This window comes from Rossellomorea sp. YZS02 (assembly GCF_033963925.1).
Taxonomy (GTDB): Bacteria; Bacillota; Bacilli; order Bacillales; family Bacillaceae_B; genus Rossellomorea.
Genome location: NZ_JAXBLY010000014.1, coordinates 108509 through 131196, shown reverse-complemented (window position 1 = coordinate 131196; position 22688 = coordinate 108509). Strand labels below are relative to the sequence as shown.

24 protein-coding genes are annotated in these 22688 nt (G+C 45.1%); 16 read left to right on the top strand and 8 right to left on the bottom strand.

Annotated features, from left to right (window positions below; all coding sequences use genetic code 11):
- Positions 1–219: 219 nt before the first annotated feature.
- The 3 genes from SLH55_RS14990 to SLH55_RS14980 all read left to right on the top strand — a co-directional run bounded on the left by SLH55_RS14990 (position 220) and on the right by SLH55_RS14980 (position 2372).
- Positions 220–495: a hypothetical protein gene (locus SLH55_RS14990; RefSeq protein WP_320323852.1), complete on the top strand. Its 276-nt coding sequence runs from the start codon at positions 220–222 to the stop codon at positions 493–495.
- 275 nt (positions 496–770) lie between these two features.
- Positions 771–1391 carry a class I SAM-dependent methyltransferase gene (locus SLH55_RS14985; protein ID WP_320323857.1) on the top strand — a complete coding sequence of 207 codons (621 nt, stop codon included), beginning with the start codon at positions 771–773 and terminating at the stop codon, positions 1389–1391.
- Between the two features lie 63 nt (positions 1392–1454).
- The gene (locus tag SLH55_RS14980; protein WP_320323851.1) at positions 1455–2372 is read left to right on the top strand and encodes a ketopantoate reductase family protein; all 918 of its coding nucleotides are present in this window, start codon (positions 1455–1457) and stop codon (positions 2370–2372) included.
- Between the two features lie 232 nt (positions 2373–2604).
- Here the strand turns inward: SLH55_RS14980 and SLH55_RS14975 are convergent, their stop codons facing one another.
- Entirely contained in the window at positions 2605–3183 is a 579-nt protein-coding gene (locus SLH55_RS14975; RefSeq protein WP_320323850.1) for a biotin transporter BioY, read from the bottom strand.
- A gap of 91 nt (positions 3184–3274) precedes the next feature.
- On the opposite strand from SLH55_RS14975, the gene bioD reads away from it, so the two are divergent.
- The 3 genes from bioD (at position 3275) to SLH55_RS14960 (ending at position 5698) form a co-directional block, all read left to right on the top strand.
- Entirely contained in the window at positions 3275–4003 is a 729-nt protein-coding gene (gene bioD, locus SLH55_RS14970) for a dethiobiotin synthase (RefSeq protein ID WP_320323849.1), read from the top strand.
- 13 nt (positions 4004–4016) lie between these two features.
- On the top strand, positions 4017–5336 hold the full coding sequence (gene bioA, locus SLH55_RS14965; protein WP_320323856.1) for an adenosylmethionine--8-amino-7-oxononanoate transaminase: 1320 nt from the start codon (positions 4017–4019) through the stop codon (positions 5334–5336).
- Between the two features lie 200 nt (positions 5337–5536).
- Positions 5537–5698, top strand: a complete 162-nt coding sequence (locus SLH55_RS14960) for a hypothetical protein (protein WP_219167104.1) — start codon at positions 5537–5539, stop codon at positions 5696–5698.
- Between the two features lie 67 nt (positions 5699–5765).
- Here SLH55_RS14960 and SLH55_RS14955 read toward each other — a convergent pair whose 3' ends face one another.
- The 6 genes from SLH55_RS14955 to SLH55_RS14930 all read right to left on the bottom strand — a co-directional run bounded on the left by SLH55_RS14955 (position 5766) and on the right by SLH55_RS14930 (position 12108).
- Positions 5766–7085 carry a (Fe-S)-binding protein gene (locus SLH55_RS14955; RefSeq protein WP_320323848.1) on the bottom strand — a complete coding sequence of 440 codons (1320 nt, stop codon included), beginning with the start codon at positions 7083–7085 and terminating at the stop codon, positions 5766–5768.
- Positions 7082–8494, bottom strand: a complete 1413-nt coding sequence (gene glcD, locus SLH55_RS14950; RefSeq protein WP_219167102.1) for a glycolate oxidase subunit GlcD — start codon at positions 8492–8494, stop codon at positions 7082–7084. The genes SLH55_RS14955 and glcD overlap by 4 nt, the downstream gene beginning before the upstream one ends.
- Before the next feature lie 102 nt (positions 8495–8596).
- Positions 8597–9760, bottom strand: coding sequence for an anhydro-N-acetylmuramic acid kinase AnmK (gene anmK / locus SLH55_RS14945; protein ID WP_320323847.1), 1164 nt, complete (start codon positions 9758–9760; stop codon positions 8597–8599).
- Complete coding sequence (locus SLH55_RS14940; RefSeq protein ID WP_320323846.1) at positions 9753–10658, bottom strand: BadF/BadG/BcrA/BcrD ATPase family protein; 906 nt, start codon at positions 10656–10658, stop codon at positions 9753–9755. The genes anmK and SLH55_RS14940 overlap by 8 nt, the downstream gene beginning before the upstream one ends.
- The gene (locus SLH55_RS14935; protein WP_219167099.1) at positions 10651–11757 is read right to left on the bottom strand and encodes a DUF871 domain-containing protein; all 1107 of its coding nucleotides are present in this window, start codon (positions 11755–11757) and stop codon (positions 10651–10653) included. Before SLH55_RS14935 ends, SLH55_RS14940 begins: the two co-directional genes overlap by 8 nt.
- A gap of 12 nt (positions 11758–11769) precedes the next feature.
- Entirely contained in the window at positions 11770–12108 is a 339-nt protein-coding gene (locus SLH55_RS14930) for a PTS lactose/cellobiose transporter subunit IIA (protein ID WP_219167098.1), read from the bottom strand.
- Positions 12109–12268: 160 nt separating this feature from the next.
- Here SLH55_RS14930 and SLH55_RS14925 point away from each other — a divergent pair, with 160 nt between their 5' ends.
- The 7 genes from SLH55_RS14925 to SLH55_RS14895 all read left to right on the top strand — a co-directional run bounded on the left by SLH55_RS14925 (position 12269) and on the right by SLH55_RS14895 (position 18850).
- The gene (locus tag SLH55_RS14925; RefSeq protein ID WP_219167097.1) at positions 12269–13135 is read left to right on the top strand and encodes a MurR/RpiR family transcriptional regulator; all 867 of its coding nucleotides are present in this window, start codon (positions 12269–12271) and stop codon (positions 13133–13135) included.
- 2 nt (positions 13136–13137) lie between these two features.
- Positions 13138–13443, top strand: coding sequence for a PTS sugar transporter subunit IIB (locus tag SLH55_RS14920; RefSeq protein WP_060673327.1), 306 nt, complete (start codon positions 13138–13140; stop codon positions 13441–13443).
- A gap of 27 nt (positions 13444–13470) precedes the next feature.
- A complete protein-coding gene (locus tag SLH55_RS14915) occupies positions 13471–14751 on the top strand; it encodes a PTS sugar transporter subunit IIC (protein ID WP_226672658.1) in 1281 nt (426 codons plus the stop codon).
- 355 nt (positions 14752–15106) lie between these two features.
- Positions 15107–15397 (top strand): hypothetical protein, encoded by a 291-nt coding sequence (locus SLH55_RS14910; protein WP_219167094.1) that lies wholly within the window; start codon positions 15107–15109, stop codon positions 15395–15397.
- Between the two features lie 15 nt (positions 15398–15412).
- Positions 15413–16744 carry a 6-phospho-beta-glucosidase gene (locus SLH55_RS14905; RefSeq protein ID WP_320323845.1) on the top strand — a complete coding sequence of 444 codons (1332 nt, stop codon included), beginning with the start codon at positions 15413–15415 and terminating at the stop codon, positions 16742–16744.
- Positions 16745–17356: 612 nt separating this feature from the next.
- Entirely contained in the window at positions 17357–18280 is a 924-nt protein-coding gene (locus tag SLH55_RS14900) for a DMT family transporter (protein WP_320323844.1), read from the top strand.
- 18 nt (positions 18281–18298) lie between these two features.
- A complete protein-coding gene (locus SLH55_RS14895) occupies positions 18299–18850 on the top strand; it encodes a cysteine dioxygenase family protein (RefSeq protein ID WP_320323843.1) in 552 nt (183 codons plus the stop codon).
- A 43-nt stretch (positions 18851–18893) separates the two neighbouring features.
- Here SLH55_RS14895 and SLH55_RS14890 read toward each other — a convergent pair whose 3' ends face one another.
- Positions 18894–20441 carry a glycoside hydrolase family 10 protein gene (locus SLH55_RS14890; RefSeq protein WP_320323842.1) on the bottom strand — a complete coding sequence of 516 codons (1548 nt, stop codon included), beginning with the start codon at positions 20439–20441 and terminating at the stop codon, positions 18894–18896.
- A 272-nt stretch (positions 20442–20713) separates the two neighbouring features.
- On the opposite strand from SLH55_RS14890, the gene mnmH reads away from it, so the two are divergent.
- The 3 genes from mnmH (at position 20714) to SLH55_RS14875 (ending at position 22665) form a co-directional block, all read left to right on the top strand.
- The gene (gene mnmH, locus SLH55_RS14885) at positions 20714–21754 is read left to right on the top strand and encodes a tRNA 2-selenouridine(34) synthase MnmH (RefSeq protein WP_320323841.1); all 1041 of its coding nucleotides are present in this window, start codon (positions 20714–20716) and stop codon (positions 21752–21754) included.
- Between the two features lie 106 nt (positions 21755–21860).
- Positions 21861–22217 carry a MerR family DNA-binding transcriptional regulator gene (locus tag SLH55_RS14880; RefSeq protein WP_226672670.1) on the top strand — a complete coding sequence of 119 codons (357 nt, stop codon included), beginning with the start codon at positions 21861–21863 and terminating at the stop codon, positions 22215–22217.
- Entirely contained in the window at positions 22210–22665 is a 456-nt protein-coding gene (locus SLH55_RS14875; protein ID WP_219167088.1) for an SRPBCC family protein, read from the top strand. Before SLH55_RS14880 ends, SLH55_RS14875 begins: the two co-directional genes overlap by 8 nt.
- The last annotated feature ends 23 nt before the right edge of the window (positions 22666–22688 follow it).

Sequence of the window (22688 nt, the reverse complement as noted above, 5' to 3'; positions counted from 1 at the left end):
GTAATCATATATCGATATAAAAAATGGTCAACCAGAAATATCTGGCTGACCTTATAATACGAAAGGGGGCTTATCCAGAACAGGATGAGCTTCTTTTTAGTTTTCAAAATTTTTCTTGAGTAAGCTGCTTGAATTTGAAATAATTGGTATTAAGTTAAAGGGCAGTTTAATGGAGTACGTCACCAATATTAATCAAAGGCAAAAGGAGGGAAAGATAATATGGAGTTCTTGTTGGTTTTCAGTCTTCATTTTTTAGTAATGGGAGCATTAGTTATGTTGTTAAGTGGTATTGTTGCATTTTTCATTAGAAGAATTCACTTTTTAATTATTGTACTAATCAGTATGCTTGCAGGATATTTATATTCTATCGTATTCGAAGTACCAAACTTAGCCTTGTTTTCAATTGGGTTTAATGCAATTTTATCTCTTATAGCTATTGGCTTGGTTAAAGCTGGTTTATATGCAAAAGAAAAAGCAGAAGAAGGTTTTAATTAATCTTCTGCTATCGGGGGCTTTAATTGAATAAGAACAACACATTCAATAACAAAAAGCTTGGGATATCCCAAGCCTTTTTTGTTGTGTTAATTGTATTGTTAATTCACTTGTTATTTTAGTTCCAAAAACGTATGTTTTTAGGGCAGTGATTTTAAGTTTTCTCCACGTTATCTGAACTACTTATTTTATAGGGGTTTGCTTTTTTTTTGTCTGAAAGAAGTGGGAAATCGTGGTACGATGGAAGAATATACGGCGGGTTCCATAAGGAGAGCAAAATGAAAGATTATGACTATGATACATTATTGAATATAAAAACCGGAGACCGGCAAATAGGATTTCATAGATCCTTTCATTATCATCGTTACGAGCCGACTCCCTACGAGGCACTCCAGGAATTGTTTCAACATTATGAGCTGAAAAGCAGTGACCGGGTGGTGGATTTCGGTTGTGGCAAAGGAAGACTGAACTTCTTCATCCATCATCACTTCAATTCGTCGGTGGTCGGGGTGGAAATGAACGATGAATTCTACGAAGACAGCATGAAAAATCTCGATGCCTACCGGGAAAAAGTGAAATTCAGAACGGGCGCGATAACATTCCACCATTGTCTGGCAGAAGAATATGATATCCAACCAAACGATAATCGTTTCTATTTTTTTAACCCGTTTTCTGTACAAGTCTTTATGAAAGTCATCAATAACATTCTCTTTTCAGTCGAATCCTTTCCACGTGACATTGATATCCTTTTGTATTACAGCTCAGATGACTATATTCATTACTTAAATGATCACCCGCTATTCCAGCTGCGAAAAGAGGTTCCTTTAACGGGGGAGTATGAGAGCAATGAATATGAGCGATTTCTGGTGTACGGGTTGTGTATTAATCAGGATTTTTGATTTATCCGCTTTCATGTCGGAGAATGAAGTGGAAGAATGAAATAGAGAGGGAGGCGGATGAAAATGAGAATATTGATTGTCGGTGCAGGTGCCGTCGGTGGTTATTTCGGAGGCAGATTGATCGAGAAGGGTGAGGACGTCACATTTCTTGTCCGGGAAAGAAGGGAACATCAGCTGAGAGAACATGGGTTGCAAATCGAAAGCGTCCACGGTGATTTTCACAGTCAGCCGAAAACCATTAAAACAGGTGAGAAAGCAGAACCATTTGATGCCGTCATCTTGTCTACCAAGGCCTATCATCTGAAAGGAGCGATTGAAAGTCTATCGCCTTATGTTGGCGAAGACACGATGATCCTTCCGTTGTTGAATGGGATGTCCCACGTGGACGACCTGATCGAAGCCTTCGGGGAAGAAAAACTGATAGGCGGGTTGTGCTTCGTTGAATCGACTCTTGATGGTACTGGGAAGGTCCTTCAGACCAGTCCGATCCATGACCTGGTGTTCGGGGAAAGGGACGGGGAGCGGACAGAAAGAATCACGAAGCTAGAACAAGCCTTCTCAGGAACGAAAGCGAACTTCCGTTTATCCGACACCATCACACAGGAAATGTGGCATAAATATCTCTTCATCACGACCTTGTCAGGTGTCACATCCCTTTATCGTGCACCGATTGGTCCAATCAGGGAGATGGATGAGGGAGCGGATAAGATCAAGGCGGTCCTTTCTCAGGCAGCAACGGTCATGAGGAAATTGGATGCTCCCCTTTCTGAGAATATCGAAGAAGCCCTCTTCGACAAAATCAAGGGAATGGGTTACAGCATGAAGTCTTCTCTCCAGCGTGATATGGAGAAAAATCTTTCAGTTGAGGCAGATCATTTATACGGTTATTTGTTGAGGACTGCAGAAAGTCATGATGTGAAGGTTCCTGATTTGCGGTTGATTTACGGGAATTTGAAGATTTATGAGGTTGCCAGTCAATAAGTGTAGGAAACATCAGATGCCTTTTGGGGTGTCTGGTGTTTTTTTGTTGTTATGGTTATGTTCATATTGAGCTGTTGAATATTTGGGGAAAGAAAGCAGCTGAATCAGAGAGGATCATTCACCTGCTGAAAAATAAAGAAAAGTCAGCAGCTAATTTATCTAAAACATTCAGCTGCTGAATATCCAGGAGAAATCAGCAGCTGAACTATTTTAAACCATCCACTCTCTCAATCTACTTATGAAACGCAACAAGAACCTTCCTGACAGGTGCCAGTTTAGACAATCTATGAACAGCCACCATGGAAACAACGGTGACGATGATATCCAGCGGGAGATACGCCACCATCCAACCCCAGGCAACACCGTAGCTGAATCCATTCGGTGCATCTGCCCAGAAAGTAAGTGCCAGATACATGAAGTTCGTACCGATTATGTAATTGAACAATAAGGCAGATACCCCGGCGATAACGTATCCTGAAAATGAACGGATCTTTGTCAAAATCAATCCCACGATGAACGCAACCGCTATAAAAGATAAAACAAATCCAAAGGTAGGACTGAGGATGCTTGCAGGACCTCCTTTAAACTGGGCAAAGACCGGGGCCCCGATCAATCCAAGTGATACATACAAAAGCATCGCTTTCGCTCCGACCCTGCTTCCGAGCATCCCTCCGGCAATGATGGCAAACATGAGCTGAAGGGTCACTGGAACCCCACCGATCATTAAAAATGGGGATACATTCGCTCCCACTGCCATTAAGGCGGCAAAAAGGCCGCATAAGACTAATTCCCTGGTTTTTCCCATTTGCATTTTCTCCTCCTAAAAACTGTGGTATGATTGATATTATCTTAAATGTTAACCTATTTGTAAATATGGTTAACATAAAAAGGGGGGAGAAAAATTGAAAGGTTTTTTTATCACCGGAACCGATACAGAGATAGGTAAGACGTTAACCACCGGGCTATTGGCAAAGTGTTTCCTGGATGTAGGCATCGATGTATTTCCCTATAAGCCTGTGCAAAGTGGGGCGATAAGGAAGAATAATAGATTGGTTGCACCTGATACGGAATTCTATGAAAAGGTTACGAAACGCACTTTTGGAAGGGATGCAAATACATACGTATTGGAAACACCAAGCTCTCCTCATCTGGCCGCATCAATCGACGGTGTGTCGATCGAGCTTGAGCCGATTGTAGAGCAGGTGAAGAAGTTACGAAACGCCCATGAACTCCTTCTTATAGAAGGGGCGGGAGGCTTGATCGTTCCTTTGAACGAAGAGGAAACCATTTTGGATTTGATTGATAGAGTGTCCCTGCCAGTCATTCTGGTTGCACGTGCGGGCCTCGGTACCATCAATCATACGGTTCTGTCCGTGATGGCGTTGAAACAGCGAAAAATTCGAATTGCAGGGATTGTCCTGAATCAAACTTCTCCAAATGAGATGGAGGAAATCGAACGGGATAATAAACGGATGATAGAAAAGTTGACTGAAGTACCTGTAATCGGCTCTCTGCCTTACATAACACAAGAAGCTTTAAATGAAGTAAATATGCAAGACCTATTCGGAAATTGGAAAATGGAAGTGTTGAGGGAGGTTGTTCAAAGTGAATCAGCAACAGTTAATCGATAAAAGCAGTCAGTATATGTGGCTGCCATTTACGCAAATGAAGGATTACGATGAGAACCCATTAGTGATTGAAAGCGGGGAGGGTGTATATTTACGGGACATCTACGGGCGTGAATATCTTGACGGTTATTCGTCTCTTTGGCTCAATGTACACGGCCATCGCAATGAGGAAATCAATCAGGCCATCAAGGATCAGCTCGATAAAATTTCTCACTCCACCTTGCTCGGTGCAACGAATGTACCCTCCATATTATTGGCAGAAAAGCTGGTATCACTTTCGCCGGAAAGATTAAAGAGAGTGTTTTATTCAGACAGTGGCGCTACTTCGGTTGAAATCGCCATTAAAATGGCTTATCAATATTGGCAAAATAAAGGCAGACCTGAAAAGCAGAAGTTTATCACGCTTCAAAATGCGTACCACGGTGATACAGTAGGTGCAATCAGTGTGGGGAAAGTAGATATTTTTCATCGTGTATACAAAACACTTATGTTTGATTCTCTTGTAGCTCCTTTCCCCGATGTGGTTCATCACCCCGATTTAACGGATGAAGGTGAGATTAGGGAGCGGGCACTTCTTGATTTGGAGGCGATCTTTCAAAAACATCATCATGAAATTGCCGGTATGACAGTGGAATCGTTGATACAGGGAGCAGGAGGCATGAATATTATGCCCGCGGGCTACTTTAAGGGGGTTGAACAACTTTGCCGCAAATATGAGATTCTTCTTATAGTGGATGAAGTAGCGACCGGCTTCGGGCGTACCGGGAAAATGTTTGCTGTCGAGCATGAACATGTGCAGCCCGACATCATGACAGTGGCGAAAGGGATCACAGGGGGATATCTTCCCATCGCCGCCACCCTCACAACAGAAGAAATCTACGAAGCGTTCTATGATGATTACACATCACTGAAGACTTTCTTCCACGGGCATTCGTATACAGGAAATCAACTTGGTTGTGCTGCGGCATTGGCGAATCTGGAAATCTATGAAAGAGATGGTCTGATAGGGAAGGTACAGGACAAAACAGAAATCATCCACTCTTTATTGGCACCATTGAACGAACATCCCCATGTTAGCAGTATCAGGCAGCTTGGGATGATCTGCGGAATCGAACTCGTTCAAGACAAAATATCGAAAACCCCATTTCCATGGGCAGACAGAATCGGCTATTGGACGACGATCAAAATGCGGGAGCTGGGCATGCTGACCCGTCCGATAGGTGATACCATCGTCTTCATGCCGCCACTTGCCACAACCGAAGCGGAACTTGCGAAAATGATTCAAATCATGACAGAGGCCATCGACATCACCACCAAAGAAGCGGTCGGTGTATAAGAAGAATAGTTGAGGGACGGACCTTTCATAAGGGTTCGTCTTTTTTGGTGATCTTGTAACTAAAGTGAGTGTACCAGGTAGAAAAGTCAGAAATTGTACCTGGTACAAAAATTTCAATCTCCAATAAAGAAAAAGAAACCATTCCCCCATCTGAAACGTAAATAACCATATAATCCATCCTTACCAAAGGGAGGCTTCTCATGAACAAACTCATTTCAATAAGCGCCGTGCTCGTTGCCATCTCCACTATCATCATCTGGCTCACAACCAGCGCCGCCAATGCACTCTCACTGCTTGCAACCTATGGAATTGTCCTGTCTTTCCTCGTCTACTTTTTATTCTTTAAGAGAAGAAATCAATAAAGGAGGGACGGACCTCCAACCATCCTTTTGCCAGAGGCAAAAGGATGGCTTGAGAGGTCCGTCCCTCTTATTCGACTGCTTCCAATAGGAAGTCGACGATGTGGATGGCCCGCATGGTGTCAGACAGGCCTTCTCGTTCGATGCCGAGTTTCATTTGGAGGAGACAGCCCGGGTTTGATGTGATGATGGTGGTGGCCCGGGTGTTTTCGACGTTATCCATTTTGTGATCGAGGATCTTCATGGACATGTCGGATTCGACGATATTGTAGATGCCCGCAGATCCACAGCAGTGGTCGGCCTGTTTCATCTCAACGTAATCGGCTCCTTCCACGGATTGAAGGAGGAGTCTTGGTTCCATGAATGTTCTCTGCACGTTTCGAAGATGACAGGAATCCTGGTACGTGATTCGCTGAGGTGAAACATTCAATTCCGCTTTATGGAACTCTAATTCAACCAAAATCGAAGAGATGTCCCTGATCTTATTTTTAAATGAGACAGCACGTTCTTTCCACTCTGGATCATCTTTCAGTAAGTGATCATAATCGACGAGGAAGGCTCCGCATCCTCCGGCATTGGTGATGATGTAATCAATCTCGGCTTCTTCAAATGCCTCGATGTTTCGCCTGGCCAATTCCTTTGCAGCATCCTTTTCACCACTGTGTCCATGCAAGGCCCCACAGCAGGTTTGCGCCTTTGGAATCACGATGTCACAGCCTGCCAGCTGGAGCAACTTGGTTGTGGCATTATTCGTTTCCAGAAACATTGTATCCATCAAGCAACCGGAGAAGAAAGCGACGTTTTTCCGAACCGCCCCTATTGACGTAAGGGCAGTTGGGCGATTCTTCATCTCTTTCAGTCTTGGTACTTGTGGGAGTACACGTTCCATGGTTGCCATACTTTCAGGGAACAGCTTCATCACGCCAGTCGTGTAAAAGGCTTTTTGCAATCCGGACCGTTGGTATATCCCGAGAAGGTTCGTGACCATTCTCATTCTATCTGGATGAGGGAATAATCCTTCGAATACGGTCTTTCTAACAACCCGGACTGGGAAGGAATGTTTTTTATTTTGATTGATGATATCCCGCGCTTCCTCCAGTAAATGCCCGTAATTGACGCCAGAAGGACATACCGGTTCACAGGCCCTGCAACCGAGACACAGATCGAGAGTACGCTCGACTTCTTCATCAGGTTCGATGACCCCATCGACGACTGCCTTCATCAAGGCGATTCGTCCACGGGGGGAGTGGGATTCCTTGAATCCCGATTCGATATAGGTAGGGCAGGAGGGAAGACAGAACCCGCATCTCATGCAATTCAATAGTTCATCTTCATTCATACGGGTCTTGAATTGTTGTTGTATCTTTTGCTTTTCCTGGACTGTTGTCATCGTGAAATCACCACACGTTTTCTTGATTCTTTGGCAAATACCTTATTGGGATTCATAATATTGTTCGGGTCGAAAGATTGTTTAATCATCTTCATGGCGTTGATTCCTTCAGCACCAAGTTTCCATTCGAGGTAAGGGGCTTTCATCATACCGACACCGTGTTCTCCGGTAATGGTACCGCCCAATTCAATAGCGTGGGCGAAGATTTCTTCAAAGGCCGCTTCAACCCGCTCCATTTCATCACGGTCCCTGGTGTCTGTCGCAACGGTCGGGTGAAGGTTTCCGTCCCCTGCATGTCCAAAGGTACAGATCTTTACCCCGTGTCGCTCTGCTATATCATTGATCGCTTTCACCATCTTCGCAATTTCTGAGCGGGGGACCGTCGCATCTTCCAAAATCGTTGTCGGTTTGAGGCGGGCAAGAGCCGATAGGGCAGAACGTCTGGCGGTGCGAAGAGCATCCGCTTCGATTTCGGTTTTTGCCAGTTGGACGGATACCGCGTCATTCTGCAAACATACTTCTTCCATCCGTTTCATATCACGTGCGACGACTTCCGGAGGGCCATCCTGTTCAATCAGGAGGACGGCTTTTACGTCCGTTGGCAGACCGATCTTGGCAAAGTCCTCAACGACTTCCAATGTAGGTTGATCTAAGAACTCAAGGGTCGTCGGAATGATCCGATTGGAAATGATGTTCGACACACTTTTTGCCGCTGCTTCTATATCCTGATATAGGGCAAGCATCGTCTGTTTGGCTTCCGGCATGGGAACGAGCTTTAATGTTGCTTCGGTGATGACACAAAGTGTTCCTTCTGAGCCGACAAACAGCCGGGTCAAGTCATATCCTGCTACGTCTTTCGCAAGTTTTCCCCCGGTACGGATGATATCTCCATTGGGAAGGACCGCTTCAAGGGCGAGTACATAATCACGTGTAACACCATATTTCAATCCCCTCAGTCCACCTGAATTTTCATTGATATTCCCACCGATCGTGGAGATTTTCATAGAACTCGGATCCGGTGGATAGAATAGTCCCTTGGCTTCAACGGCGTGAATCAGATCCAGGGTCACCACACCAGGCTGGACGGTGATCGTTAAGTTTTCTTCATCCAATTCGAGTATGTTGTTCATATGGGTGAAAAGAAGGACAAGACCACCTTCAGTAGGGCATGTTCCCGCGCAAAGATTCGTTCCGGATCCTCTCGGGACAATGGGGATGCCGTGCTCATGACAGATTTTCACGATTTCCGCTACTTCGTTTGTGGAACGCGGAACGATGACCGCATCGGGCATGGATTGGTAATTGGGTGTTGCATCATAGGAATACACAAGCTTCTCAGCAGGAGTATCACGGTAATTGTCTTCGCCGACGATTCCAATGAACTTCTTTTTAATATCTGAAGTGATCATTCTAATTTCCACCTTTTTTTACATGTTTTTCAATTCTTTCCGAAAAAGACTAGAGAGACGGTACCCGACTCAAGATCAAGGTCCGTCCCTCAAGATAATAGTTTATTTTTTGATAGGGCAGGGGGTGATGGATCCGAGGATGACGGGTTTTTTCGCGCCGGTTGCTCCTGGGACGTTGCTCGAATTGCCATGCAGGGTTTCGTTGGCCAATAAGGCAAAGGCGATCGCTTCCTTGGCATCTGAGGAGTACCCGATTTCTTCCTGGGTGATGATCGTCACTTCAGGGAGAAGTTCCAGCATCATGTGGAGAAGCGTCCCGTTATAACTTCCCCCGCCGCCGATGATCACCTCTTTGATGGGGTGTTCTGGGAAGATGAACGTCTTATACGCATCCGAAATCGAAAGAGCGGTAAAGTAGGTGGCCGTCGCTATCAGATCTTCTTTCGATAGATCGCCATATTCCTGAAGGATCCGGTTCACGAATACCTCGCCAAACAGTTCCCGCCCTGTGGATTTAGGCGGTGCTTTCTTGAAAAATTCCTTTTCCCATTCCATCCATGCCCTTGCGGCTTCCGGATGTATAGTGCCTTTGGCTGCAATCGTTCCATCTTCGTCATAAGACAAGCCGAATAGCTTCTCACAAAGTCCATCCATCACCATATTTCCAGGGCCTGTATCGAACGCGAACACGTCATCAAGAGAACAATCTTCCGGTAAGACCGTCACATTCCCTATCCCTCCGATATTCTGGAGTAGTCTGCCTTCGTCCTTTCGTCGGTAAAGGAGAAACTCTGTATACGGGACGAGGGGAGCACCTTCACCTCCTGCCGCCATATCCATGGAACGGAAATTGGACACGACCTGTGTATTGGTCCTATAGGCAATCACGCTCGGTTCCCCGATTTGAAGGGTGCAAGCCACCGAATCCTCCGTGTTGAACGGCTGATGATAGACCGTTTGGCCATGGGAGCCGATAAAGCTGAGGTCTTCAACTGAAATGGTTGCTTCCTGACACACCTTCAACACGGCATCTGCATAAACCTCCCCTAATTCAAAGTGAAGACTTGATAGGAGGGGAGTAGAGGAGTCGGTCGGACTCATCACATCAAATATTTTCTTTTTTACCTGCTGAGGGAAGGGGGCGGTTGAATAATGAACCAGCTCCACCACCGTATCCGTACCGGCTCCCTCAATGGAAACAAGGGCTGCATCCACTCCGTCAACAGACGTACCAGACATTAATCCTACTGCTAAACGCTTACTCACATCTATACCTCCCTGCCTGTATGGCTTCAACCACATCCACCGCACCTGTCGCAGGGGATGTGGAATCGACGATAAAGGTTGTATCGTTAAAACGTCTTTCGATCGTTTCTTTAAAAATAGATTGCACAACCGGATTCTGCTCAAGGACACTGCCTTTTAAAGCAATGACCGGTTTAGACTCAATCTGTAACTTCTCGATCAAGGCGATCGCTTGCCTGGCAAGCTGTTCGCCGGCGGTTTTTAATAAATGAAGCGCACTTTTATCGTGGGCTTCTGCTTCCTTATGGATCACTTTCGCGAGCTGGGCAATTTCGCCTTTGGTAGAAGCGTAGATGAACCCCTTTAATCCTTTGGCATCACTTGCGTTGATTTCGTTCAGAAGGCTGCGGGAGAGGGGAGAGAGGGGAATGCCGTAGTCCAATTCCTCTACAATCTGTTTACTTGCCTGGATGGCGAGGTGATAGGCACTTCCTTCATCCCCAAGTAAGTGCCCCCATCCACCGGTTGTTCCTTCCCGATTTCCGTTTCTTCCGTAACAAATCGATCCTGTTCCCGCAATCGTCATGACACCATTCCGATTTCCAATCAAACTGAAGTAAGCAAGAGTGGCATCATTTAATAGAATGATGGGTAAAGAAGTCATGCGTTCCAGTTCCGATTTGATACTTTGAGAGAGGTCCCCCGATCCCCCTCCAGCCATCCCGATCACTATATGGGAAACGCCCGTCTGATCCAGACATTGTTGAACAACAGAGGATAGATTTCTCAACGCTTCCTCATACGAAACAGACGGGTTACCGTGGCCAGATAAGCTTTGGAACAGGATATTCTTCTTCATATCAAGAACAAGTCCCTGAACTTTCGTACCTCCTGCATCGATGCCTATCACTCTAGCCATCTATAGAAACCTTTCCTGACTGAAAGGCAAATTTGCTCCACGGCTTCAAATAATCCAATAGGAAGATTTCTTCTTCACGGATCCGTCCCACTACATTTGTTTTCCCGGAATTCTCCATATCCTGAAGAGCGATCTGAAGTTCTCCCGCATATTGGGCGTACAAATCATTTTCAATGATGATGTCCCCGCGTTTGATCTCTCTCGTGTTATGAGGAGCGAATTCTCGTCCTCTATATTTGACTCTGCTTTGAGTGGAACGGATCATATAATCCGATACGTCTCCCCGGTAAAAGTGAGGTTCTTCAAAGATAATCGTTTTTTCTAAATCGGTGGTCGTTTCATAGGTTTCGACCGTAAATGTTAGCTTGGAAGTGTTCAGTGTGCTAAGGAGCTGCATTTCACGTTCAGATGCATAAGCGTTGCTGATGATGACGTCATCAATCAACCCGGTGGCAAAAAGATGTTTTGCCTGGACATCGATTGGAAGGGTACGATGCATTTCTAATGTAGGAAGGCCTTCCGTGACCGGCCAGGGACCGAATGTCGCATCAGAAGAAGAGACAAATGCAGCAGTTCTCATCCCAAAGTCTTTAAATTTTTGGCTGCATTCAATAAAGAATGGATAAGATAAACCGGAATATCGGTGAGGATAGAAATTATGGCAACCTAATAACTGATCCTTATTGGGTTGGTATGTCATGATATTGTCGATGTATTTCGTAGCGTTACTCATATTCAGTTCAATCTTCAAATCATAAGGGTTGTAAGACATCATCGATTCTTCATGACCTGTATACCCAAGGTCAAGGCGGATACCATTAGCACCGAGATCAGCAAAGAAGGACAGGTCATCATAAGAGATATCGAGCTCTTTAAAGATACGTGGACTGATGTCAGCAATGACTTCCATGTTCTTCTCCCGGGCAAATTTAATCGTTTCTTTGAAGTTCGAGATGATCCCGTCCTTGTCCCCATCAACGGATAATAAACAGGTAAATACACGCTTAAATCCATAAGAAGCAGCAAGTGCCAAATATTCTTTATCTTTTTCTGTGGTAGAATGGTTTGGGTAGATTGAAACGCCAAGTTTTTTACTCATCGTGATGCCTCCTTAATTCGATTTGCTTTCAAGGGTTTGGATTCTCTTCAACATCGGGATCATCTGCTCTATTAATGAGATTTCACTGATTGAGGTCATCAAGTGGTCCTGTGCATGGATCATGAGAAGAGATTTTTCAAATTCTTCCCCGTTGATTTCTGCCTGGATCAGGCTAGTTTGTGTCTTGTGTGCTTTATTCAGTTCTTCATGGGCTGTTTTCACCATTTCTTCCGCTTCATCGAACTTTCCTTCATGTGCTTTTGCAAGGGCTTCATAAGCCGTACTCTTCGCATTTCCGCCATTCGATATAATTTCAAAAATCTCCATTTCTACGTTGCGAACTTCTGCCATTGTCTATTCCTCCCTAACCCTTTTTAGAACTTTTTTCTACAAAAATAGTAAAATAAAAATTTAAATATTTTAAAATAATATTGAAATTTAATTTCATTATCGCATATAATCATATTAAACTGAAAGCCTTTTCAAGACAATCATTTTTTTGGAGGTGACTATGACAGAATTTCAGGTTTTAAAGCACATCAAAAGTCAGATGGAAAGCTACACACCATCAGAAATAGCAGTTGCTCAATACGTGCTGGAGTTTCCGGAGAAAGTGATGGAAATGACGACGAAGCAACTTTCACAATCATGCGGCAGCAGTGAAGCAGCCATCATCCGGTTCTGCAAACGAATCGGGATCAATAGCTTCAGCGGCTTGAAAATCGAGCTTGCCAAAAGCACGAACATCGAAGAAACGAAAAGTCATGACATCAATACGCTTCTTCATTTTGAAGATAATCTTGAAACGGTCTTCAATAAAGTATTGGTCAACACGTATCAAGCGATCAAGAATACGGAGAAGCTTTTTTCCATCGATGAGCTGGATCGGGCAGTGAACGCGTTTCACGAGGCAGAAAGAGTCTATCTGTATGGAGTCGGCGGTTCCGCTGTCGTAGCAGAAGATTTCACACAAAAATTGTTGAGGCTGAACTACCTGGCGTTTCAGGCAAGTGACATCCATGTCCAGATGATGATGGCAGCAAACTTAACAGAGAGAGACGTTTTGTTCGTCGTATCGACTTCAGGGCAGACAAAAGAAATTTTGAAACTGATGAATGTCGCACAGGAAAAAGGAGCCACCATCGTACTCCTTACCCAGCACGGGAAATCACCGGCAAGAAAGCTCGCCGATATCGTATTGACTATTTCCGAAGAGGAACACAATATCCGAATCGGTACCATGACGGCAAGAATTGCTCAACTCGTCGTGATCGACGCTTTATTCGTGGCATTATGCATGAAAAAAGGACATGGCGTTTACGAGCAAATTATTCATACGCATGAAGTGGTTCAACGAATGAAAGAGGAGGAGGATTAGGGATGAAAGTATTATTTGTATGTTCTGGAGGTATGTCCAGTGCCATCGTCGTCAATGCCCTGAAGAAAGAGGGAACAAAAGAGGGAATCGAGATGGAAGTGCACGCCATCGGAACAGGGGAAGTATCCGAAGAGATCTCAAAGGGGTGGGATGTCTGTATGGTAGCACCTCAGATCAGACACCGTTTTGACCAAGTGAAGAAAGCCGCCGATGAAGCGAATGTTCCTTGCGGGCCGATACCTCCGCAGGCTTATACACCACTTGGTGGTCCGACTTTACTGAAAACAGTAAAAGAATTAACCAACTAATTAAATAGGAAACAAGGGGGTAGTAACATGCAAAAGTTTGTGAACTTTCTGGAGAACAATCTGTCAGGTCCGATGGCCAGACTCTCAGAACAAAGGCATTTGCAAGCAATCCGGGATGGGGTTATTTCAGCACTGCCATTTATTATCGTTGGTTCATTCTTCCTGATTTTAGCGTTCCCGCCACTGCCGGACGCCGGTGTATTCGGTGACATCAAGCAGTGGGCCGCTGACAACATCGTTGAGATCCTGATTCCGTACCGGCTGACCATGTTCATCATGTCGCTCTATATAGCCTTTGGGATCGGATACAATCTCTCAAAAAGCTATAAACTGGATCCTTTATCCGGTGCACAAATTTCAGTCGCCGCACTATTATTGACGATCACACCGAAAGTCATGGACGGAGAAGGCTGGGTCCTTCCGATGACCAACCTTGGAGGTCACGGATTATTCGTCGCCATGGTCGTCTCGATCCTTGCAGTCGAAATCCTCAGATTCTGTAAAACGAAGAACATCACGATCAAAATGCCTGAGCAAGTACCGGCATCCGTTTCACGAAGCTTTGAAGCACTTATACCTGTAGCAATTGTCATTTTATTAGTATCTTCCGTAACGGTTTTAGCCGGAGTTGATTTGCATCATTTAGTCGGTGTGGCCGTTGCTCCATTGGTTACGGCAGGGGACAGCATTTTTGGTGTGTTGGTACCGGTCTTCCTGATCGATTTCTTCTGGTCATTCGGGATTCACGGTGTATCTGTCGTAGGAACAGTAGCACGTCCCCTTTGGGAAGTATTCCTTGTAAACAATGCGGATGCTGTTGCCAGCGGCGGCACCATTCCACATATCGCTCCCGAAACGTTCTATCAATGGTTCATCTGGATCGGTGGATCAGGTGCGACGCTTGGATTGGTTCTTGCGATGGTGTTCTTCTCCCGTTCCAAATATTTAAAAGCATTAGGGAAGACATGTCTTGTACCGGGTCTTTTCAATATCAATGAGCCTGTCATTTTTGGTGCTCCCATTGTATTGAATCCGATCCTGATCATTCCTTTCATCACGGTTCCACTGATTACAGCAACGATATCTTACGTGGCAACAAGCATCGGGTTAGTATCACCAACCTATATCATGCCGCCTTGGACACTTCCGGCACCAATCGGAGCGTACCTGGCAACAGGTGGTGACTGGAGAGCGATCGTCATGGTTCTTATCAACATCGGAATCTCGTTCTCAATCTACTTCCCATTCTTAAAAATGTACGACAAGAAAATGTTAAAAATGGAAGAAAGCGATCAACAAGCGGCGTAGAAAAGCGGAGGGGCTTTGATGAGAGGCGACAAGCATAAGCTAAGCCGGCATGAAGGTTGCTCTTTAACCTTCTTGACGGAATAGCTTATGACCTCGAGCCTCTAAGCCCCGCAGCTGGACAAAGAAAAGCGGAGGCGGATTGGGCAGGCCCGACAAGCATAAGGCGAGCCCGCCGGAAAGGCGTTCTTTGCCTTTTTGGGGGGATTGACTTATGACCTCGAGGGACTAACCGCCGCAGCTGGACAAAGAAAAGCGGAGGGGCTTTACCCAGACCCGCCAGGCATTCTACTATAATAAGTAACAGAAGTGGGGGTCCTAGGATTCCCACTTCTTTACTAGGTCAGGAGTGATGGACATGACAGAAACCGTTGTGCCAAAGAGAATCGGTTTTAGAAGTGTATTTGTATTATTAATCTCGGTATCTATCGGACTCTTACTTCTTTCAAAGCCATTGATGAGCACGGGGCTTGCAAAGGAATGGAGCGTGTTTTTGGCTACTGGCATTTCAGCTTCGATCGGGCTCTCGGTTATTCTATTGAAGATTGAAGGGCCGGTAGAAGATGCATCTGTTAAAAAGAAGCGGATGTTTTTAGCCGTAGTAGTCAGCTTTGTCATAAGTTTCATACTGGCTTTTGTGGCCAGATAACAGGGGGCGTACAGGATGGGAAATGGAATCAAGGTCGTGACGATTGGCGGGGGTTCGAGCTATACTCCTGAGTTTGTTGAGGGATTGATCAAGCGGTATGATGAACTGCCGGTTCGTGAGCTGTGGCTGGTGGATATTGAGGCTGGAAGAGAGAAGCTGGATATCGTCGGGAACTTAGCGAAAAGGATGGTGGAAAGATCAGGGGTCCCTATGGAGATCCATCTGACATTGGACCGGAAAGAGGCATTGAGAGGGGCAGACTATGTCACGACCCAAATGCGTGTCGGACAGCTGAAAGCCCGGATTCTGGACGAGCGTCTGCCGATTAAATACGGAATGATCGGTCAGGAAACGAATGGGGCTGGCGGACTCTTTAAGGGAATGAGAACGATTCCTGTCCTTTTGGAAATCTCTGAGGAGGTGCAGGAACTGTGCCCCGATGCCTGGCTGATCAATTTCACGAACCCAGCAGGCATGGTGACAGAAGCGTTGCTTCGTTATGGATCGCACCCAAAGGTTGTCGGCGTTTGCAATCTTCCCATCAATACGAGGATAACCCTGGCGAAACTTCTAGGTGTCGAGGTTGAACGCCTTCATATCAAGTTTGCCGGACTGAATCATATGGTATATGGATTGGATGTTCTCGTGGACGGAGAATCTGTATTAGGGGAAGTACTGGAAATCATGAGTGACCCAGAGAGGCAGGTCAGCATGAGGAATATTGCGCCACTTCCGTGGGAGCCTGAATTCATCAGGAGTCTGGGAGTCGTCCCTTGCCCGTATCACCGCTACTTCTATAAAACGAGTGATATTTTAGAAAAGCAGCTAGAAGAATTCAAGACGGGTACGACCCGTGCGGAAGTTGTTCAGAAATTGGAGAATGAGCTGTTCGATCTGTACAAGGATGAAAGCTTATCCGTTAAGCCTCCGCAACTTGAAGAGCGTGGAGGAGCTTATTACAGCGATGCAGCATGCAACCTCATATCGTCCATCCATAACGACCGCGGGGATATCCAGACTTTGAATGTCCGCAATGATGGGGCGATCAGTGATCTGCCATGGGAATCTGCCGTGGAAGTGAACTGCGTCGTGACTAAATCTGGACCGAAGCCGATTGCAGTAGGAGAGTTGCCCGTTTCAGTCAGTGGGCTTGTCCAGCAGATTAAATCCTTTGAGCGGGTGGCTGCAGAAGCATCCGTAACCGGTTCCTATGAGAAAGCACTGCTTGCCATGACAATCAATCCGTTGGTGTCGAGTGATGTGAAGGCGAAACAGCTGTTGGGTGAAATGTTTGAGGTTCATAAAGAGTATTTGCCTCAGTTTGGTGAGAGGGTAGCTCATAAATAAAGAGAAGAAGCTCCACAATCGGAATCTAAATGAGGTGCTAATATAAAAAATATGTACCGAAATCACAGTTGTAGTAATACTAATCATTATAGGATTTGTAAAAGTAGAACTCGCCTCATTGGCGAGTTTCTTTTTTTAGGTTTAGTTAAACATTTATGTATCTTGAGACGTCTTGCCCTTTGTAGAAAAACCAGCAATGATAAGCGGAGATTTTCCGGTTACATTCAGAATATAACTTGTTTGGGAGGCAAATAGGCGGAGTTTTTCCGCTTATCGCAAGAAAAACCAACCATTTTTGTACTTTTCGAATGAATAGGCGGAATCTTTCCGTCTATTTCAGCCAATTTAAATAGAAATTTTAAAATAAGCGGAATTTCTCCGTTTATTTATCAGCTCGAGTGCTTACCATATTCCTTAGCCGATAGGTGCATGCTTTCATATTATCTGACTAAATGCCCATACCTGAACTGATACCTGTTTTTTAAAAAACTACTAACCATATTTACAAAACCAACCAACTTATTTTAAAACACCCCAAACCCCTGCACATCTTTCCCCTGGACGAGCATACCTTGATAGAAAGAAACTATGTCCAGAAAGGATGCCCCGTCGATGATTCCAACTAAAACAAAGGTTGCCGCCTCATTATATGCCACAATGTCCATCAGCTTCTGGGGAATTTCCTTCGTATCCACCAAAGCGGTACTGGATACCCTTGATCCGTATACACTCCTCGTTCTGCGCTTTGCGATAGGAGCTCTGTTTCTGCTCATGCTTTTACTATTAAAAGGATACCGGCTTACCATCCCCCTCAAGTACATCCCTCACTTAATCATACTTGGTGTCCTCGGCGTCTTCATTCACCAGGTCATCCAGGCGACTGCCCTCCTGACCATCGATGCTTCCTCTGCAGGGTGGATGATTTCTTTTTCACCTGTGTTCACCGTCATCCTCTCCATGATATTTTTGCATGAAAAAATGACGTTCCCTAAAGCGCTGGGAATGATCATCGCGATTACAGGTGTGCTGATGGTGACGACAGCGAGGAGTGGTCAGTCTATTGGATTTGCTGTCAATATCGGGTATATCCTGATGATTCTGAGTACATTGAACTGGGCCGTCTACTCCGTGCTGCTGAAGAAGCTTCGCATCGAGCTGCCATCCCTCGTCATCACGTTTTATATGAGCCTGCTTGGATTTAGTTTGACGATCCCATTCCTCATCCGAAACCGCAGCTGGGAAAGGATTTCCCTTTTATCAAATGTAGAGTGGGCCCACTTGATGTTCCTCGGGATATTTGTTTCAGGTATCGCGTACTGGTATTGGGCGAAATCTTTGGAGGTATTGGATGCGTCCAAGGTGTCGATGTTTCTATATTTGGAGCCTGTCACTACCCTCATTGCGGCAATCTTTCTCCTGCATGAGAAAATTGTTTTCATAAGCATCCTGGGTGGAGTCATAATTATAATAGGAGTTGTCATTGTGAATGGCCAGATGATTTCTGTACTCCACCGGTTTCTATGGAGGAAACGATAACATCAGGGGGGATCCGCCGTGACCTTAAAGGAAAGGATAAAGAATACATTGGATGAATTGACCAATCCTTCAACGAATGAGATGAAAGAAGTTTTGCAGTCTCTTCATTTAACTCTTGAGGAATTACAGCCGTACTTGCAATCTCCGGAAGGAAAGCCATATTATCGTAAGCTCCTTTATCAAAATGAAGCAGTCGAGCTTCTCGTGATGAATTGGTCCAATAGGGAATGTGCCCCGCATGATCACGGAAACTCAAAGGGGTGGATCCAGGTGATGACCGGGACTTCAGTCAATACAATCTTTGAAGTAAAGGATAACCAGCTCCCACAGGAAATATTTGACCGTGAATACTCGAAAGGTTCTTTCTTTTATGCTCCGAAGAAAGGTGTTCACAAAATGAAGAAAGGGAGTGGGGAGGACTTGGTGACCGTCCACCTCTACTCCCCGCCCATTCAGGGTATGATGGTGTATGATTTGGATAAGTGTGCTGCCTGTGTCGTTTCTGATGAATGTGGTGCATGGTGGCCGGATCATCTCAGGCAAAAGATTAAGGAAATGCAATTGAAATAAATAAGGAGCGCTTCGCCGTAATGGGGAAGCGCTCCTTTCATGATTAGTGGACCCTTACTGTTTTCGCATCCTTACTTTCCACCCCTGTCGGAGAAACGGAAGTAACACCATATGTGTACATGCCACCTTCAGCAGCAGACGTATCTTCATAGGTTGTGAGACTTTCTCTGGAATACACGACATCCACGATATTCTCTGGATTCTCGTAATCTCCTTCTTTCACTCCATCAAAACGGTAAATGACATACTTTCGTGCGTCAGAGTGCTTCTTATCATCGATGGTCAATTTGATACCGTCTTCCTGCTTATCCGCCTTCACCTTATTCGGCTTCTTGGGAAGGTGATCATTATTCCATGGAGTGGCAGGAGTCAATGCTTTCTCAGTGTATACTTCATTTTTTAAAATATCTGCGTATCCAAGCGGGTTCTCGAAAATTTGTCTGAGAGAGAAGTGCATCTGTCCAAGGGCCGTTCCGTTATCACGGTTGTCCATGATCTGCTCAGGCAGCTCGTAAGGATTGAACCATTCCTGGTCAAAATTGTCCCCGACCTTATAATCGGCCATCCCGATGTACAGATTGATCGGGTGCTCATACGAATACTCCTTCACTTCCCGGCTCCACCAGTCAAGGAGGACAGAGTAGTTGGCGACAGCGAGTTTCCTAGACCAATAGATTTGCGGGGTGATATAGTCTATGCTGCCATCCTTTATCCACTGACGGGTGTCGGCATACAGGTCGTCGAAATTCGTTTGTCCTGCCTGTGTCGCACTTCCTGTAGGATCATCAGCAATGTTTCTCCATACGCCAAAAGGGGAGATCCCGAATTGGACATAGTCTTTGATTTCTTTGATTTCATTGTTGATATCTGCTACGAGTTCATCGACGTTGTTGCGTCTCCAGTCGTCGATATTGTCGAAAGTACTGCCATATTTCTCGTATGTATCTTGATCTGGGAAGCTTTCTCCTGCAATTTTATAAGGGTAGAAATAATCATCCATATGAACGGCTTCTATGTCGTAGTTGTTTACCAGTTCTTTTACTGTATCAATCAGGTATTGTTGTACTTCGGGAATACCTGGGTTGAGATAATACTGTTTACCATACTTCAGTACCCATTCAGGATGAAGCTTGGCAACGTTATTCTCTGCCAGTGATTCGATGGTTTGATTCGGCATCGTGATGCGGTAAGGATTCACCCAGGCGTGGACTTCGATCCCGCGCTTGTGCGATTCGTCTAACATGATGGCAAGTGGGTCATAGCCTGGGTCGGTTCCCTGCTTGTCCCCGGTGATGTACTGGGACCATGGAGCGAGTTCAGAGGGATACAAGGCATCAGCGGTCGGTTTGACTTGATAGATCACCGTATTGAAGTTTAATTTTTTTAATTCATCCAGGGTGCTCATCACCCAGTCCGTAAATTCCTGCTGATCCATTCCGGCTGCCATGTCGATATTCGTGACGGTTGCAATCCACGCAGCCCGCATTTCGTGCTTTGGAGCACTTGTCTCTGCTGCTTTAACTTTCCCGGTAAAAGGGAGAGCCAGCGAGAACATCATCACGGCGATGATCATGTACTTAACTGCTTTCATGAACAAACTCCTCTCCTTCGGTTTAAAAGAAACCGTTTTCATTTTATTGAAATAATACTTCAAAAAATAACCCGAAAACATGAAATATTATTTCTAATTTCATTATAGTGGGAGATGAACGGATGGTATATAGTACCAACGAGGTGAAAAATCTGAATATTCAATGTATAAACAGGATGAAAGGACTAGTTGAATCGTTCTAAAATAGAATGAAAACGGAAAGAATAATTAGTGTAGAATAGGACATAGAGACCGTGAGGGGAGTGTTCGTTATGTTCAGGGATCTAACCATAGAGCAATGCGATTTACATCAGTATACACTCGTGGACGTACGTTCTCCTTCTGAATACAGGGAAATGACAATTCCGGGAAGCGTGAACATCCCTGTGTTTGATGATGGGGAAAGAGCAGAAGTCGGGACGCTGTATAAGCAGGTGAGTAAGGAAGTGGCGACGGATCGGGGGCTGGAGATTTTTTCAGGGAAACTTACTGCCTTTATTCGTGAGTTTCGAAAGCTGGATGGAGAGATTGTCGTGTTTTGCTGGCGGGGAGGAATGAGAAGCAAGGCGGCTGCGACATTCCTTGACCTGATGGGGATCAAGACACACAGGATTCTTGGCGGGGTCAGGGCCTACCGGCATTGGGTGTTGAACGGCCTTCACTCATTTAAGATGGAGCCACCTTCTTTTGTTTTGAACGGCGGGACAGGCAGTGGAAAGACTGCGATTTTGAAGAGGCTTCAAAGGGAGGGATATCCAGTACTTGATATTGAAGGACTGGCAAACCATCGGGGATCCATCTTTGGAGAAATCGGGCTGACCTCGAACAATCAGAAAACATTCGATTCCCTGCTCCTTCAAGAACTGATGAAGCTGCAGGAGTCTCCTTTTCTATTGTTTGAAGCAGAAAGTAAACGAATTGGAAAGCTTCTTCTACCTGACTTTTTAGTGGAGGAGAAGGAAAATGCGTTTCATATCTTCATTGAGATGCCAATGAAAGAAAGAGTGGGACATATTTTGGAAGAGTACCGCCTTCAAGAGCATCATGAAGAATTTGTAGAAGCGTTCAGGGTAATCAAGAGAAGAATCCACAGTCCCGTGGCGAATGAAATCGAGGATGAGTTGAAACAGAGACATTATGGGCGGATCTTGGAATTGCTACTTGAATACTATTATGACCCGCGTTACAGGCATATGGCCAATCAATATCCTGTAGATCGAAGGATTTCGGTGAAAGTGAATTCAATGGAAGAAGCCTATCAAGAGATCCAAAAGCTTCTTCAGGCAAAAAGTTCATTCGTTTCAGCACAGTGAGACTTTCCCCAGAAGATGGGGTAAAGTCTTTCTTTTTTGACTAAACTTTTATGGAAAGTATTGACCGTGTAGTGCACCACATGGTTTATGATTTAGGTGTGAGGTGATGGGGTTGTACAAAGTAAGCGAGTTTTCCAAGATGACCGGCCTGAGTAAGGAAACACTGCGTTACTATGCAGAGATCAACCTCCTTGAGCCGGTCTATATCGATCCTGCAAACAACTACCGCTATTATGATAATGGATCTTATCTTGTGGGGCGATTACTGGTTTACTTAAGAAGATTTAACTTTACCATACAAGAGATGCTGGCCGTGGTGAATGATGAGTCCTTCGAAAACCTGGAGGAATTGATCAAGGCGAAAAAGCGGGGGCTCGAAGCGGAAGTAGAACGAATACAAACGGTGATCCAGGAAATGGATGATTTCTTTGAAATGGGAATGGAGGATGTAATGGATGATTAAATGGCATGAAGAACGGATCATACCTGTCAATATCGAAACGATCTGGCATTTATTTGAGCTCGAGAATATTCAACGGATTATGCCAAACGTAGTTGAAAACAAGGTCCTTGAACAGAAAGAAGGCGTGGTGGGATCCACCTACCAGCAGAAATACAAAGAAGGGAAGAGGATTGAAACGTATATCGTGGAAGACCTCGAGTATGAGAATACAGCTCTGAAAAAACATAACAAGATCGGCTTCACATTGGCCAAGGCCTTTGAAATCGAGGCTTCATTCACCCTTCATAAAATCGGTGAGGACCAGACGAAATTCATCTACCAGGGTGAAAACAAAGGCCTGAACTTCCTTGGGAAAGTCCTTCTCAAACTAGGTGGAGAAAAAAACAACAACAAAGTCGTCACCGAATTCATGGACCGAGTCGAAACAGAAGCGCTGAAAGAAGCATGAGAAAGAGGGACGGACCTCCGAAA